Genomic DNA, 14816 nt, shown 5'->3' with positions numbered 1-14816 from the left:
GCCGATCTCGATCCTCCTCCGCCAGGGACACGTCGCCGCGCCCACAGGCAGGGCAGAAAACGCACGCGCATGGATCCCTAACCGGGCAGTGGTCACACGATCGGGACTCTCGTCTCGCATCGTGGCCGCTCATCCATCCTGCCCGTCTTCCCAGTCGAAGGGGGCGTCAGTTCCGGCAGATTCGCGGTCGCTGCGCGTTCAGATGAACGTGCTCGGGGCTCACCGGTAGTTGTGGCTCTCGTCCCTCGTCGCAGTAGTCATGAGCAGAGCGTTCGGACTGACTTTGCGCGTGAACTCGCCTGAACATGGGATGGTGACGATCTTCGTCAGGCCAGCGCGCCACGCGGGAACCAGCGCATCGAGGTCGCGCCGCTCGGGGCTTTCGTTGGCTCTGCCCGGCAACGCCGCCAAGACAGCATCCATCCCTCGGGCCAACCAGAGCGCGTACGACTCGCTCTCGAACGGTGTGAATAGTCGTCGCTTCGACATCGTGCCGTCGCTGGATTCGACTGAAAGTTGGATGCCGTCGCCGCGTACATAACGGTTTCATAACGCGTTTGCGTCAACGCGTTTGACGCTTTTAGCGTCGGGTCAAACGATTGACGGGCTGCATGTGCGCCGCGTCAATCGATTGATGCCAAAGGAGACGACGTGATCAGGTTGAAGGACTTAGCTGCTGCGGTGGGCGTGTCTGCGTCAGCCGTGTCGCTTGTCCTCAACGATCGCCACGAGGGCCGGGTGAACGCCCGAACGGCGGAGCGCATCCGATCGGCTGCGGCCGAGATGGGGTACATCCCGAACCAGCTCGCGCGCGGCTTGAAGACCAAGCGCACACACACGATCGGCGTTCTTTCCGACCGTGTTGCCAGTGTTCCGTTCGCGGGTCGGATGCTGGAGGGCCTGCAGACGGTCGCGTGGGAAGCTGGCTACCTCGCCATGATCATCGACACGACCGACCGACCGGAGTTGGTGGATCAGGCATCCCGATCCTTGTTGCAGCGCGACATCGACGCAATGATCGTCGCCGCCGACTTTCATCGCAGCGTCGCGGTTCCGTCGGTGCCTCCGACCATCCCGCTCGTCGTGCTGGACGGGGTCCCGAGCGAAAGCGGCCGCGCGGATGGCGTGGTCCCGGATGAGGCGGCCGGCGCTTACGCGGCCACGACTCACCTGCTCGAGTTCGGACATCGCCGAATCGCGTTCTGCAATATCGGCGGCGATCAGTACATCGCCTCACGTCTCCGGTACGACGGGTACGCCCGGGCATTGACGGAGCACGGCGCGCATCTCGACCGGCGTCGGGTGCTCACTCTCGAGGACCCGGGGACATCGACGGCGTACGCACCCCTGCTGGCGTTGTTGAATTCGCCGCACCGACCCACCGCGGTGTTCTGTTTTTCCGATCAGATCGCGTTCGCGGCGTTTCAGGCCGCCCGTGACATAGGACTGCGCATCCCGGAAGATCTGTCTGTGGTCGGCTTCGACGATCAGCGGTTCATCGCCGACGCATTGCGGCCCGCGCTGACCACTGTCCGGTTGCCGCACTACGAGATGGGTGCGTGGGCTGCGCAGCGCGTCATCGATCGCATGCAGGAGGACATGCCCAGCCCACCGCTGGTCGAGAAGATCCCTTGCCCACTCGTAATGCGTGAATCGGTGGGACCCCCACCCGTATAGGTCCACGCACGTAACGCCCGGCGCCGCACCCGCGGTACCGGTACTTGGCGCGCCCAGCGCTGAACAACCCCCTGTGGAGGAGAAACATGAAGTATACGAAGCGAAATGTGCTTCGCACGGCAGTCGGCGCCGCCGCGACCATCACACTCGCGATCTCAATGGTCGGCTGCGCCGGCAGCGGCGGCGGCTCGGAGGGTGGTGACCAGACCTTCACGATCCTGCAGTACGAGAACCCGGAAACGGCTCAGGGTCAGGGTTGGCAGCTCGCTCTCGAGCTGTTCAAAGAGAAGCACCCGGACGTCAAGGTCGACTATCAGACCACCAGCTTCGACGCCATGCGCCAGAACGCGAAGATCACTTTGACGGGAAATGACGTGCCAGACGTGATCGAGTTCAACAAGGGAAATGCTGACGGCGGTCAGCTGGCAGGGCAGGGCTTGCTCGCCCCGCTCACCGACGCGGTCGAAGAGTACGGCTGGGACGAAAAGATCACTGGCGGCATGCAGGCGTTCGCCAAGTATGACGAGCAGGGGCTGGCAGGCTCAGGCGACTGGTACGGCATCCCGAACATCGGTGAATACGTCATGTTCTATTACAACAAGGAACTGTTCGCACAGGCCGGAATCACCCAGGAGCCGACCACTCTCGAGGAGTTCGAGTCCGCGATGGACAAGCTCCTCGCCGCGGGCATCACGCCGATCTCTTCGTCCGCAGCGACCAGTCAGGGCTTCAACCAGATGTGGGTCTGGTATTCCCTTGTTTCCGCGGCGGCAGACCGGGAGTCGATCGATGACTTCATGTTCCTCCGGGAACCCGTCGACTTCGCCGACAGCCCGTGGGGACCTGCTGCCGAACGGTTCCAGGAGTGGATCGACAAAGGCTACGTGGGAACAGAGCTTGGTGGCCTGAACTTCGAGCAGGCGACGGTCAACTTCCTCAGCGGCGAGAAGGCGATGCTCATCTGGAACCAGGGCGAGTTCACACGCATCCGCGAGCAGGCCGACTTCCCATGGGGCTACTTCACGCTCCCCGGGGCGAACATGCAGATGGGATCCAGCGGGCACCTGTGGGGTGTTCCGGCGAACGCGAAGAACAAGGAACTCGCGTACGACTGGATCGACATCACCCTCAGTGAAGAGGTGCAGAACAAGATCGGCCAGCTCGGCGGCCTGCCGCTCGCCGGCGACGCCTCGACGATCGAGGACGACGTGACCCGGAGGTTCACCGAACGCTTCAACGAACTGGTGGACGCCGACACGTTGAGCTTCTACCCGGACTACCCCGTGGCTGGGTTCCTCGACTTCATCCAGTCCGGCATGCAGGCGATGTCCAACGGCAACATGACCGCCGAGGAGTGGACCGCCGACCTTCAAGAGTTCTACGACGATGGCCGCGACGTCGCGCTTGCGGGCTGAACACGGTGGGGACCCGCTCTGGCGGGTCCCCACCCCAAAGCAGCCCACCATGTCAACAGTCGCCACACCGTCCTCTCGAGCCCAGAAGCGACAAGGCTCCTACTGGCTCTACCTTGTCCCGCTGGTCGCCGGGTTCCTCGCAGTGGTCGGGGCACCATTCGCGATGAACGTCTACATCAGCCTTTTCCACTGGAAGGGCGGGCAAGCACCATTGCGTTGGGCAGGACTGGAGAACTACGCGACCCTGCTCACCGACGACACCTTCTGGCGCTCGTTTCAGAACAGCATCTACATGATCGTCGCGATTACCGTCATCCCCACCATCATCGGCATCCTCCTCGCCGCGCTGCTGTTCGACTATCTCGGACGCCGCTACGGCGACAAGGCGATCGCGATGCTACGCACCACGTACTACCTTCCCCAGATCCTGCCCATCGCCGTCGCCGGCTTCATCTGGTCGACCATCCTCAACACTCAGCAGGGCTCACTGAACATGATGCTGAAAGGGATCGGGGTGCAGTCGCCGCCCGACTGGCTGGGAGACCCGAACATCGCCATCTACTCCGTGATGCTCATGCTCGTGTGGCTGCAGATCGGCTACCCCGTCGTCATCTTCATGGCCGCCCTGCAACGCGTCGACCCCGAACTGTATGAAGCCGCGGAACTGGACGGGGCCGGCTGGTGGCGCAGATTCCAAGCCATCACCATCCCGCAGATCCGACCGGAGATCTTCGTCGTCGTCCTCACAGCAACCATCGCCGCACTGAAGGTATTCGCGCCCATCCTCATCCTCACCGGCGGAGGCCCGGAGAATTCCACGGTCGTGCCCTCCTATTACGCCTACCGAAATTTCTTCGAGCTCTCCCGTGTGGGCTACGGGTCAACGATCGCCACAGTGATGTCCGTCGTGATCTTCGTCGTCGCCGCCGGGATGCTCGGCTGGCAGCACCGCGAAAACCGGAAGGAGCACCGCTGATGTCAGCAACGCTCACCACCCTCCCCCTCAACCGCACTCGGCGCACCCTGCTCAATTGGGTCATGCTCGGGATCGCGATCGCCGTCGCCACGATCATCGCGGCGCCGTTCCTGCTGCTGGTCCTCAACTCCTTCAAGACCGGTGCGGACTATTCGACGAACGGTCCACTGGCCTGGCCCACGACGTTCACCCTGGACGCCTTCGTCGACTACCTCAACCGCGTCAACTTCCCCCGAGCACTCTGGAACTCGATCCTCAGCTCAACCGTCATCGCCTTCGCCGGAACCGGCCTGGCTCTCCTGGCGTCGTACGCGATCGGGATCGGTCGGATCCGCGCCAGCACTGCCATCACCGCGATCCTCTTGATCGCGACCATGGTTCCCCACGAAGCCCTGATCTACCCGCTCTTCTACGGCGCTCAGGCGACCGGACTGTTGAACTCCATTTGGTCGATCGTCATCGTCTTCACCATGCTCTGGGCCGCCTACGGCACCTACATCCTCTCCAGCGTCATGTCCACGTTCCCCCACGAAGTCCTTGAAGCCGCCGCCATCGACGGCGCCGGGCGTTGGCGGATCCTCTGGAGCGTGGTGTTCCCGATCGTCCGCCCCACGCTGTCCGTGTTGGTCGTGTTCATCTTCATCTGGTCATGGAACGAGTTCTACATCCCGCTCATCCTGCTCGGCGACCCCGCGTCGCAGACCGTGCCGATCGCGCTCTCCACCCTCCGGGGCCAGCACTCGATCGACATCACCGTCGTCAACGCCGGCTCCCTGCTATCGCTGATCCCGACGCTGATCTTCTTCCTGATCTTCCAGAGGACGATCAGCCGCGGCGTCACCGCAGGCGCCGTCAAGTAGCCGCGCAACCGCCCAACGAAAGAAGTGAAAGAGAGACAATGCCAACCGCCTGGAATCACCTTCGCAACGACGCAACCGTTCGCAGCCACGCCATCAACGCGGAGAACCCCACGGGAGCAGCCGGCGCGGCCTGTGCGGCGAGTTCCCACCTCGGCCCGGGCCGCAAGGGCAGCGCCTGGTACGAACTCCCAGCCGGTGAAACGATCACCCTGGCCGACATCGATGGTCCCGGCGTCATCCGTCACATCTGGATCACCGTCACAGACAAAACCCCTGCGGGGCCGTTCGTGCTCCGAGATCTCGTGCTCCGCGCATACTGGGACGGCTCCGCACATCCATCGGTCGAAGTGCCCCTCGGCGACTTCTTCTGCAACGGCTTCGGAGAACGCGCGCTCGTCACCTCGGAACCGATCGTGGTCGCCCCCACTGGTGGAATGAACTCATACTTCCCCATGCCGTTCCGCACCGGAGCGCGCATCGACTTGACCAGCGAGCACCCGGGCGACCTCGGCCACGTCTTCTTCCAGATCGACTACACCACCGGAGATGACTTCGACCAATGGCCCGGCTACTTCCACGCGCAATGGCGACGCAGCAACGGCACAACCGAGCTCGGCGAAGATCACGTCATCCTCGATGGAATCCAGGGCACCGGCACATACGTCGGCACCTACGTTGCGCTGGCATCACTGCGCAGGTATTGGTGGGGCGAAGGAGAAGTGAAGTTCTATGTGGATGACGACACCAACCTGCCGACCCTATGCAGCACAGGACTCGAGGACTACGCCGGCGGCGCATGGGCCTTCCAGGACGCTCTCCGCGCCGACCCCCAGCCGAACGTCCTGACCTTCAGCGCTCCCTACTTCGGATACCCATTCGCGAGCGCTACGGACACCACCAAAGCCTCAGAGTTCTCCACAGCGATGCTTCCCATGCACGGCCTATACCGATGGCACCTGCCCGACCCGATCTACTTCCAGGAGCGGCTCCGGGTGACGGTGCAACAGATCGGAACGTGGGACCACGGCCTGTTCGAAAGATCAGACGACATCTCCACAACCGCCTACTGGTACCAGACAACAGTGAACAAGCCCTACGCCGCACTGCCCCCCGCAGCAGCACGCACGCCCCGCTAAGCGCCAGCCGGCATGCCCGCATCGGGGACCACCATGGGCGCCAAGCAGGATCCCTAATACGGACACACCATCCCTGCCGTGTTGCAACCACCGCGAGAACCCAGGGATCGCTCAGCGGGCACCCCCGATCTCCGAGGCCAGCCTGGGCGCGTCCTCGGTGATCCACCGGTCGAGCACTTGTCCCGCAACGTCGTTCAGACGGCCTGGGACCGAGCGGGCGATCCGTCTCCGCAGCCGCGGAACGCCCGGGTGAGAACCGCCAGTAGCCACGGCGGCGGAGGGGGCAGCTTGGTCTGACCGCCGAACGGGACCACCTCGAGATAGACGCGATGCCCGACGACGTGGACGTAGCCGGACCCGATCAGCAAGCGAACACATGGCACGCTTCACGAACGCCCGTGCGGACCATGCGCGTCCATCCCGCGGCGCCGAATGGAGAGAGACGGTCCGGAGAATGCATGGAGTGGCGCAACCATCCCGGCGGCACCGGTGGTGGCCCGGCGGCCGCTGCGGTGCCGGTGGGTCTGCCGGCTACCAGGCGTATGCCTCGGGAGCCTGTCCGCCAGGACCCGGAAAGAGCTCGTCGAGGGCGCGGAGGTCGTCGGCGCTGAGCTTGATGTCCAGGGCGGCCACGGCCGTATCGAGCTGTTCGACCGTCCGCGGGCCGATGATCGGACCCGTCACCCCGGGCTGATGCAGCAGCCAGGCGAGACCGAGGGATGCCGGCGTCCACCCGCGCTCCCGTGCGAATGCGTCGTAGGCGTCGAGCTGATCGCGACGCTCGTCGCGCTTCGACTTGACTGCCGCCGCGGCCGAGCGCGCCTTCGCATCGGAGGATCCTCCGCTGAGGAGCCCGCCGGCGAGCGGCGACCACGGAAGGATGCCGAGGCCGTAGTTCAGCGTGGCCGGGATGACTTCGAGCTCGATGGAGCGCTGCACGAGGTTGTAGAGCGACTGCTCGCTCACCAGTCCCAGGAAGTGCCGCTGCTGCGCGATTTCGTTCGCCTGCGCGATGTTCCAGGCGGCGAAGTTGGAGCTGCCGACATACACGACTTCGCCGCGTGCGACGAGCACCTCCATCGACTGCCACAGCTCGGGCCATGAGATGTGACGGTCGATGTGATGGAACTGGTACAGGTCGATGCGATCGGTTTGGAGGCGACGGAGCGAGCCGATCGCCTCGCGGCGCACCTGCCATGCCGACGCGCCCCGTGCGTTGACGACATCGCCACCAGGTGTGGGGTCGACCATCGGCGAGTGCACCTTCGTCGCCAGCACGATGTCGTCCCGGACGCCCGGACGAGCCGCGAACCAGCGACCGATGATCTCCTCGGTCGCACCGCGGCCGCCTGCTCCGCCGTAGCCGTTGGCGGTGTCGAAGAAGTTGACCCCGAGTTCGTGTGCGCGGTCCATGATCGCGAACGCGTCCTCCTCCGTGGTCCGATCGCCGAAGTTCATGGTGCCGAGGACGATGCGCGACACCGAGGTCCCTGTGCGGCCGAGATGCGTGTAATCCATGACGCCCATCGTCACATACCGGGCGCACCCAGGCCGTTTTCCAGACCCTCACAGGGTCAGCGCCGTAACCAGCTTCGTCGCCGCCGCACCGACGCCGACAGATCGCCTGGACCCTCAGCGCATGGCTCATGCCTGCGACGCGCCGCGCGAACGTACGAGTCGTTGCGCTGACGTGCGTCGCCCAGGATCCTTTACCGGGCAGGTGCACCGCGACGGCGACCATGCGCCTTGGCGTGAGCGGGACGCCGCGTTCTCGTCCGCCCGTGGCGTCGAGTGGATTGTGGTGGTGTCCTGGTTTGCCATCCGTTTGTGATCTCCCCAGCTCGGCGTGATCGGTCCGCGGTAGGTTCGATGCCGACGAGGACGGCAGGACTGGTAGGGGGGCGATGCTTTGCGGAGGTTCAGTGCGGTAGCGGACCTCGGGTCGGAGGGTCTGAACGCCGATCGCCCTCGTACGAAGATCGTGAAGCGGCTCTGGTTGTCCGTCGTGGCGGTCGCGCTCATCGGTTCGGCGTGCGTCGCGTTTGTGCTGTTCGGTTGGACGGTCAACGAATCGCATTTCGACCGTCCCAGCCAAGAGTTCGACGAGTTGGAAGCCGAGCTCGAGGAACTTCCCGGCGTGGCGAGCATCGAGAAGGAGCGGTGGGTCGAAGCGCCGACGTTCTCGGAGCCGACGTCGTGGATGTCCGTCACGGTCGATGAGGCGGGTCTTCCCGGCCTGCTCCATGCGGCGTGCTCCACCGGTTATCCCGACGGCGTGACCTGGTCGATCAACGTACGGACGCCCGCGGCAACCGAAGTGTCGCTCTACGCGGCCCCGACCGCTCCGGACTCCGATGGTCGCAACACACGATGTCCCGACTTCGGGTTCGATGCGGTGCAGCTCGTCCACCAGCTCGACCGTGTCGCCCCGGGCCTTGCTATCCAGCCCACGATCTGGGAAGAGGGCACGCTCACGCTCGTCGCACTCGAACAACAGATGCCGGCAGGGTTCACCCACCTGCTCCCGCTGGTGGACCACTCCGATGATCTCGTCGGAGCCGCAGGCCTCGATACGAACGCCGTCGTCGAGATCAACTCCGCGAATCTCGGCGTTGTACTGGAGCCGCACGAAAGTGTCGCGTACCTCGCATTACTCACCGAACTCAATGAGAATCGGTCGGTCAGCAGCTACTGGGCCGACGGCGGGGGCACCCCGGAAGATGGAATCGAAAGGATACAGATCGTCGCCCCCGTACAGCAGCGCGCGGCGATCGAGGACATCATCCGGTCCTCGGGACTACATATCGCCGACCTGCCCCTGAGGTTCATCGAGCAGTGATCGAGGCATGGGCGAGCAGGCCCCATGGCAAGTGAACACACTGGCGCGCACAAAGCGCGCACAGGATTTCCTTTCCGGACGGCGGCCCGGATCGTCGACAATCGTCGCACTGCGGATACCCACCGGGCGCCAGTCTGATCGTTGACGATCTTTGGAGAGCAATCCCTGGCGCCCGCGGCCCATCCCTACCCGCGCACAAGTACCGGATCGTCGACGATCATCCCGCAGGAGGGACCCTCAGTGATCCCCAAGGCGAGCGCTACTCGGCGAGAAGCGCCTCTAGTCAGGAAGTGACGGGCGTGTTCGTCGAAGGGAGTAGTAAATGGCATCAGCTGCCAGCAGCGCTATCGTCGCTCCCATGAACCCCTCTCGCCATCGTGCAGCTGCGGTGACTCTTGCGGCGACAGGTTGCTTGGTGGTCTGCGGGTACGCACTACTCGCGCTCGTGCAGATCCTGTGGCTGAACCCGCTCGCTGCCGTCCCAGGGGCGGAGATCGACCAGATCTGGGAGGACATGGCAGCTGCCAACGAATCGATGCAGACCCCGATGGTCGTCTTCGTCATGGCCCTGGGTCCGTTACTGGCGGTGGGATTGCTGGTCGCGGTGCTCTTCACTCGGATTCCGCCCACAGTGGTGGCGGTTGTTTACCTTTTGCTTCTCGCACTCGGACCGATCGCCTACTTCGCGGCCTCCTTCGGCCCGGGGATGGGGCTGGCCGACACCTATGGGATTGGCGGTGCGGATTACTCGCCGTGGGCCCGGCCGCTCTACGCGATCAGTGTTCTCGCCCTCGCGGCACTGGTCGGCATCGGTATCGTCAGCGTGGTTCGTCGGCTGCGTCGTTCGGGGTCGGTTCGCCACTCCCCGTCCCCGGCCTAGGGCTGCGCGGACCCGGGGTTCATCGTCTGATTGCCCGCGACGAGTTCGTCCCGCTGCGCGAACGACAGAGCACGCTCATCCCGACTGCTTGGGCGACGAACAGGGTCCAGGGCTGGTCGGTGATCAGCAGAGAGAAGAACGGCGGCTCACGACTCGTCGCGGAAGTCGGAGATCGTGCGCTCCACGAGGCGTGGTTCGTCGAAAGTGACGTCGCAGCCGTCGCTCTGGGGCGACTGGGCCTCGAATCCGATCTCGAGCGGTTTGCGGCCATTTGGGAGCGAGAACGCGCGGATTAGCATCCATCGTTCGCCGTCCACGGATGCGTGGAAGGCGAAGACCGTCCCCTTCCGAGATACACGCAGGTGCACTTGATCACCGTCGACTGTGAAGGCGTTGGCGTCGTCGGAGACGCGATTGTTGACGACACTGACGATCATGCCCTGCCCGCGCGGCGAGAACTCGAAGCAAAGCTTCGCCCACGTCTCACGGTCGTGGCGCAGGAACAGCACGCCGGCATCGAACGTGCCTGCGAAGCGGACGCGGACGCGCGCGCTGAGCTGGAAGTCGCCGGCGGGAGCATCGGTCAGAAGCGTTGCGGCGTTGTGCAGCGTCGACGACGTGACCTGGCCGCCGTCGTCGCCGCCTGGGTCGGTAAAGATGTCGGTGCCCGGAATGCTGGACACACTGATGCTGCCCGAGGCAGGATCCACCGACCAGCGGTCGTCCGGGAACGGCCGGAACGGGGTCTCAATGCTGGGGATGTATACCGTCATGCGATCAGGCTAGCGTGACGCCGTGCACGTGCACGTGCACGTTCATGCGGTGTGCTCACCCCTCCCGTTGGGGTGCCATGCGATGCAAAGTCCGGTCAATGGCGAGGTCCATCTCCGACCCAGGAAGAACGTACTGGTCATCACTCGACATGTTGCCTCCGTGCGCCACCGTATCGGCAGAGCAGGTGCCGCGCGAAGAATGTGCTGGAAGGGATCCTCATTCGCGCGATGCGCGCAAGCGGAACGCCTGCGGGCGATCCAGCCGGAGCCACGGCGGCAGGCGGTCGGCCGTGCGATCGACGCCTACTCGAATACAAGCGGGGCACGAGGGGGGCGACTGTGCCGCAAATAGCCGTGTTGGGGAATTGCGCGTCGACTGTGGACCGATACCATGCCGCGTGCGTCTGCGCGTACGCGATTGCTACCTCGGGTCCCATGCGCACACCCACGTCGATCTACACGAGGGCGCCCTCCTCGTGCCGCCTGCAAAGGCCTCGAACGTGCAACAGATGTGGAACACACTTGGGGCGCATCCGCCGTCTGGAGGCAGGGGGCGGGAACAACTAGCCTTTGGCTGTGATACTGCCCGAGATCGAAAGGGTCCCGTTGGTCATCGTGCCGGGGGCGAACAACTCCGGCCCGAACCACTGGCAGACCTTCTGGGAGGCCGCCCACCCAGACTGCCGACGTACCGAGCCTGCATCCTTCGACGTCTTTGACCTCGAGGACTGGGTGCGTGCACTCGATGCAGCGATCGCGCGCTGCGCCACGCCTCCGGCTCTCGCTGCCCACAGCGGAGGCTGCTTGGCGACACTCGAGTGGGCCGCTCGTGAAGGTGCACCGGGGCGGGTCGCCGCGATCTTGCTCGTCGCACCGCCCGACCCCACCGCACCCAGCTTCCCTCCGGACGCCGGGTCGTTTCGCGATGTCGTCGCCTCCCCGCTCGGGGTGCCTAGCGCCGTTGTGGCCAGCACCAATGACCCGTATGCTGCGGTCGACTATGCAGCTCGGGTGTCCGAGATCTCCGGTGCGTCCCTGCACGTGATCGGTGCTCTCGGTCACATCAACGCCGACAGCGCGCTGGGGGAGTGGCCCGCCGGGCAGCGGATCCTCGCGGATCTCATCTCATCCGCGAGGACCTGACCGCGGCAGCGCAGAACGCCGACCGGTACCTGCGGGGCGTGCCCGAGGACATGGTGCGTGGAATCGCGAGCATGCGGAACATCGCGTCGCATTTGAGGTATCGCTCCATGAACGACGACGTGCTTGGACGACCCAGACGTCGCGTCTCGCGCAGGACCTCGCGGCCTGGCGTGCAGCGGCCCCGCCGTGAAGCGACCGGCGGGGATGAAGGCGCGACGGAGAAGATCAGCCTTCTGCGATGGTGACGCGGATGCGAGTTCACGTTCACCGAGGGGCTGTTGTCCGCGCGTTCAACGAGACCACCCACACCCGCGCCTAACGCCTGAGCATTTGACATCAGGTCGACGTGCGCGGAACCTACGCCGATCCTCGTTCGAGTGGGGAGCCGCCCCGGAACCTTGTGCCCGCGCGGTGTCCACACGGCGGCAGGTGTCGTGTCGCGCTCCTGATCCGGCGGGACCCTCCTCGAATAAGCGCTTCGCGGGAGTCTCTCTAAGTCCTTCTTGTACGTGACGTTTGAAAGGAGCACCCTGAGCGTAGCGACGCCCGTGATACGGGTCGAGGAAGGGTTGGCACAGTCGTGAGCACGCGGGAGATGAATTTCGCTGCGGGTTTGGCAGCGCTGTCAAGCGCCGCCGACGCGATGGATGCGGCTCAGCTCGAGCATTGGTTCTTCGGCGGCTGGGCCGTGGACCTGTGGGTTGGGCGTCTTACTCGCCGGCATGACGACATCGACCTCCTCGTTTGGCGCCGCGATGAGGCGCGCGTCCATCACGCGTTGGTGGCGGCGGGTTGGTTTCACGCGCCCACCCCAGAGGACATAGTGGGCACGAACTATGTGCGTGAACAATACGAGTTGCAGCTTACTTTCGTGGTGCCTGGCAGCCAGGGCGGCGTGGTCGTGCCTGTTCCTGACCAGCCGATCGTTCTGTCGCGGGGGACTTTGGACTTCGCTCGGCGCGAGCTGGGAGACGTGACGGTGAGGGTGTTGACGCTGGAGATGATGCTCGCCTTCAAGGCCTCCCCGAGATCCGACGAGGTGGGCGGCGCGAAGGACCGAGCGGACTTGGCGGCACTCCGCTCAGTCGCCGACCTGCCTGGCACCACTCTGAGCTAATACTTCCGGAGAAGCAGACGGGTGCGCCGTGACCTGCGTCCGCAAGCCGGTGGACCGCCGCGCGTCGCGTGGAGCCGGCCGAGACCCGCCGGATCGGCGACGTCGTGCTGCTGCGATGCGCCCTCTCGGATCGGTTCCATGCGGCGGGCCGAGGGCTCGAGCCCGCCGGGCGCGTTCACGCGAATCCGTGATGCGGAGGCACGCAGAACGCGAGATCGCCGCCGTCAGCGGCCCGCCCAGACGAACCCATCAGGGTCGGTGAGCGGCGCGGCAGTGCCGCTGATCAGCAGGCGGTGCGATCCGGTTCCCTCGGCATCCACCCCCGCGACCTTCGCGAGAGCGCGCCGCTGGTACAGCGCCAGCGTGATCGGGCTGGACTGGTCGCCGAGCTGCACGTACTTGCGCCCATACGCCTTGTGGACGGGGACGCCGTGGTCGACATACCACTGCTTGCTCTCGGTCACATCCTCGACACCGAGCTGCAGCACGAACTCGTCGACCTGCCGTGTCGCCGGACCGGTGTCTTTCTTCGACGACGACGCAATGGTCCACACGACGCCGTCCGGCGCCTGGACGACGCCGCCATAGCCCCACAGCGACTTCGCCCCCGGCTTGAGCGACGTGGCGCCGGCCTCGAGTGCGCTGCTGAGGAAGCCGTCGACGGTCGAGGGCTGGGCCACGACCAGCGACAGGGTGAACCCGCGAAATCCCGACGTCGGCTCATCGGTCGCCTGCACGCGGACGCGTTCTCCGAGGCCGAAGGCGTCCCGGTAGAACTTCTCGGCGGCCGCGGGGTCGGTCACCCCGACGGTCACAAATTCGATTGTTGACATGCGGCCAGCTTAGGAACGACAAAGCAACCACGCTTCTCCGATTCTGCTCGGTCGACCGGCGCCGGCCGCCGTGCCCCGGCGTTCGAGCGCGGTCAGAGCGACGTGACCCGAAGCCACACGAAACCATGGGGCTCGAGCGTCACCCCGTGCACCAGATCGACCTCGTCACCGCTCACGACATCGACTGCGGCGTGGGCGAAACCGCCGGGCGTAAGGGGGTCCTCCTGCGCGCGGATGTCGGCCGCGGCGCCGCGTGTCGGTCGGCTTCCGATAACTCGTTTGACCAGACACCTGGCGGAATTGGGGACTCGTCAGGTGTGGGGACGCGGGTCCGTGTCGACGGGTGCGCTCGCGACCTCGGATGCCGATATCCAGAACTGCCAGTTCGGAGGCGCAGGCGGCCAGGTTGGATCCGGTTGCCAGCCCGCAGGGGGAAACCATCCGGGAGGTGGTGGTGGCCAGTTCGGTGGGGGATGGAAGCGAACGACCGGCAAGCCGCCTTGCGCTCGTTCGCCGCCGATCGGGGATCCGGTGCGAGATAAGGACCAGGTGAACCGGTGCAGGCAGCGAGCGAATGCCGCCTGCATCGTGGCGGACGGGATGTCGGCGTCTCCCGTCGGGAGCGTGAACAGCTCGAAGTATCCCGACCAATCGGACGCCAGGTACAGGGCCCCGAGGAGCTGAAACCGGACTTGCCGTCCCCTCTGGAACCAGTTCTTCGCCTCCACATCCGGATACCAAGGCAGCGGGCGGGGTAGGTGTCGGTCGATCTGTTCCTTGAACCAGTAGTACAAGTGAGGGTCGCGGGGCACAAGGAATACCAGCCGTTCGGGTGGCAGTCGCGCGGCCGCGTGCTGGGTCTCCCAGAGCAGACCTTCGCCCGGTCCGATCCGGATCACCGCTCCGGCAGCGCGGTCGAGGAGACGCAGGACGTCCGCCTGCCAGTCATCATCGCTGAGGTAGGCCCGGTTGGCGCCGAGGTGCGGCAGCGGGTCGCCGGGGCGACCCACCGCCACGAACGGCCCGACCTTGGCGATCTCGGGGCGAAGGTACTCCTCCTCACCCCGACCGAAGTCGTAGTAAAAGGAGCTCCCCACGCGGGTGCCGATACGGCGCGTCCGCGGCTCATCGACAAATGATCGGAAGTAGAGAACAGGTGGCCGCGGA

General features: G+C 65.1%; 14 protein-coding genes. 9 read left to right on the top strand and 5 right to left on the bottom strand.

Annotated elements, in window-relative coordinates; translation table 11 throughout:
• Positions 1 to 651 precede the first annotated feature (651 nt).
• The 5 genes from ACLQ2Q_RS21335 to ACLQ2Q_RS21315 all read left to right on the top strand — a co-directional run bounded on the left by ACLQ2Q_RS21335 (position 652) and on the right by ACLQ2Q_RS21315 (position 6064).
• Complete coding sequence (locus ACLQ2Q_RS21335) at positions 652 to 1677, top strand: LacI family DNA-binding transcriptional regulator (RefSeq protein WP_425823728.1); 1026 nt, start codon at positions 652 to 654, stop codon at positions 1675 to 1677.
• An 86-nt stretch (positions 1678 to 1763) separates the two neighbouring features.
• Positions 1764 to 3092, top strand: coding sequence for an ABC transporter substrate-binding protein (locus ACLQ2Q_RS21330; protein WP_425823726.1), 1329 nt, complete (start codon positions 1764 to 1766; stop codon positions 3090 to 3092).
• Positions 3093 to 3141: 49 nt separating this feature from the next.
• Positions 3142 to 4068 (top strand): carbohydrate ABC transporter permease, encoded by a 927-nt coding sequence (locus ACLQ2Q_RS21325; RefSeq protein ID WP_425823724.1) that lies wholly within the window; start codon positions 3142 to 3144, stop codon positions 4066 to 4068.
• Entirely contained in the window at positions 4068 to 4928 is an 861-nt protein-coding gene (locus tag ACLQ2Q_RS21320) for a carbohydrate ABC transporter permease (RefSeq protein WP_425823722.1), read from the top strand. The genes ACLQ2Q_RS21325 and ACLQ2Q_RS21320 overlap by 1 nt, the downstream gene beginning before the upstream one ends.
• A 38-nt stretch (positions 4929 to 4966) precedes the next feature.
• Entirely contained in the window at positions 4967 to 6064 is a 1098-nt protein-coding gene (locus tag ACLQ2Q_RS21315; RefSeq protein ID WP_425823720.1) for a glycoside hydrolase family 172 protein, read from the top strand.
• A 194-nt stretch (positions 6065 to 6258) separates the two neighbouring features.
• On the opposite strand, the gene ACLQ2Q_RS21310 is transcribed toward ACLQ2Q_RS21315, so the two are convergent.
• Together ACLQ2Q_RS21310 and ACLQ2Q_RS21305 are read right to left on the bottom strand one after the other, a co-directional pair.
• Positions 6259 to 6432, bottom strand: a complete 174-nt coding sequence (locus ACLQ2Q_RS21310) for a hypothetical protein (protein WP_425823718.1) — start codon at positions 6430 to 6432, stop codon at positions 6259 to 6261.
• Positions 6433 to 6595: 163 nt separating this feature from the next.
• A complete protein-coding gene (locus ACLQ2Q_RS21305; protein WP_425823716.1) occupies positions 6596 to 7582 on the bottom strand; it encodes an aldo/keto reductase in 987 nt (328 codons plus the stop codon).
• A gap of 463 nt (positions 7583 to 8045) precedes the next feature.
• Between ACLQ2Q_RS21305 and ACLQ2Q_RS21300 the strand changes: the two genes are divergently transcribed.
• Together ACLQ2Q_RS21300 and ACLQ2Q_RS21295 are read left to right on the top strand one after the other, a co-directional pair.
• Positions 8046 to 8903: a hypothetical protein gene (locus ACLQ2Q_RS21300; RefSeq protein WP_425823714.1), complete on the top strand. Its 858-nt coding sequence runs from the start codon at positions 8046 to 8048 to the stop codon at positions 8901 to 8903.
• Between the two features lie 358 nt (positions 8904 to 9261).
• Complete coding sequence (locus tag ACLQ2Q_RS21295; protein ID WP_425823712.1) at positions 9262 to 9783, top strand: hypothetical protein; 522 nt, start codon at positions 9262 to 9264, stop codon at positions 9781 to 9783.
• Positions 9784 to 9929: 146 nt separating this feature from the next.
• Here the strand turns inward: ACLQ2Q_RS21295 and ACLQ2Q_RS21290 are convergent, their stop codons facing one another.
• Positions 9930 to 10556 carry a DUF1349 domain-containing protein gene (locus ACLQ2Q_RS21290; RefSeq protein ID WP_425823710.1) on the bottom strand — a complete coding sequence of 209 codons (627 nt, stop codon included), beginning with the start codon at positions 10554 to 10556 and terminating at the stop codon, positions 9930 to 9932.
• Between the two features lie 576 nt (positions 10557 to 11132).
• Here ACLQ2Q_RS21290 and ACLQ2Q_RS21285 point away from each other — a divergent pair.
• Both ACLQ2Q_RS21285 and ACLQ2Q_RS21280 read left to right on the top strand, forming a co-directional pair.
• On the top strand, positions 11133 to 11699 hold the full coding sequence (locus tag ACLQ2Q_RS21285) for an RBBP9/YdeN family alpha/beta hydrolase (RefSeq protein WP_425823708.1): 567 nt from the start codon (positions 11133 to 11135) through the stop codon (positions 11697 to 11699).
• 580 nt (positions 11700 to 12279) lie between these two features.
• Complete coding sequence (locus ACLQ2Q_RS21280; RefSeq protein WP_425823706.1) at positions 12280 to 12816, top strand: nucleotidyltransferase domain-containing protein; 537 nt, start codon at positions 12280 to 12282, stop codon at positions 12814 to 12816.
• A gap of 224 nt (positions 12817 to 13040) precedes the next feature.
• On the opposite strand, the gene ACLQ2Q_RS21275 is transcribed toward ACLQ2Q_RS21280, so the two are convergent.
• Positions 13041 to 13649 (bottom strand): VOC family protein, encoded by a 609-nt coding sequence (locus tag ACLQ2Q_RS21275; protein ID WP_425823704.1) that lies wholly within the window; start codon positions 13647 to 13649, stop codon positions 13041 to 13043.
• Positions 13650 to 13960: 311 nt separating this feature from the next.
• Positions 13961 to 14746, bottom strand: coding sequence for a hypothetical protein (locus tag ACLQ2Q_RS21270; protein WP_425823702.1), 786 nt, complete (start codon positions 14744 to 14746; stop codon positions 13961 to 13963).
• Positions 14747 to 14816 lie beyond the last annotated feature (70 nt).

The organism is Microbacterium sp. DT81.1, from assembly GCF_049844955.1.
Taxonomy (GTDB): domain Bacteria; phylum Actinomycetota; class Actinomycetes; order Actinomycetales; family Microbacteriaceae; genus Microbacterium.
This window is presented reverse-complemented; position numbering and strand designations above follow the sequence as displayed.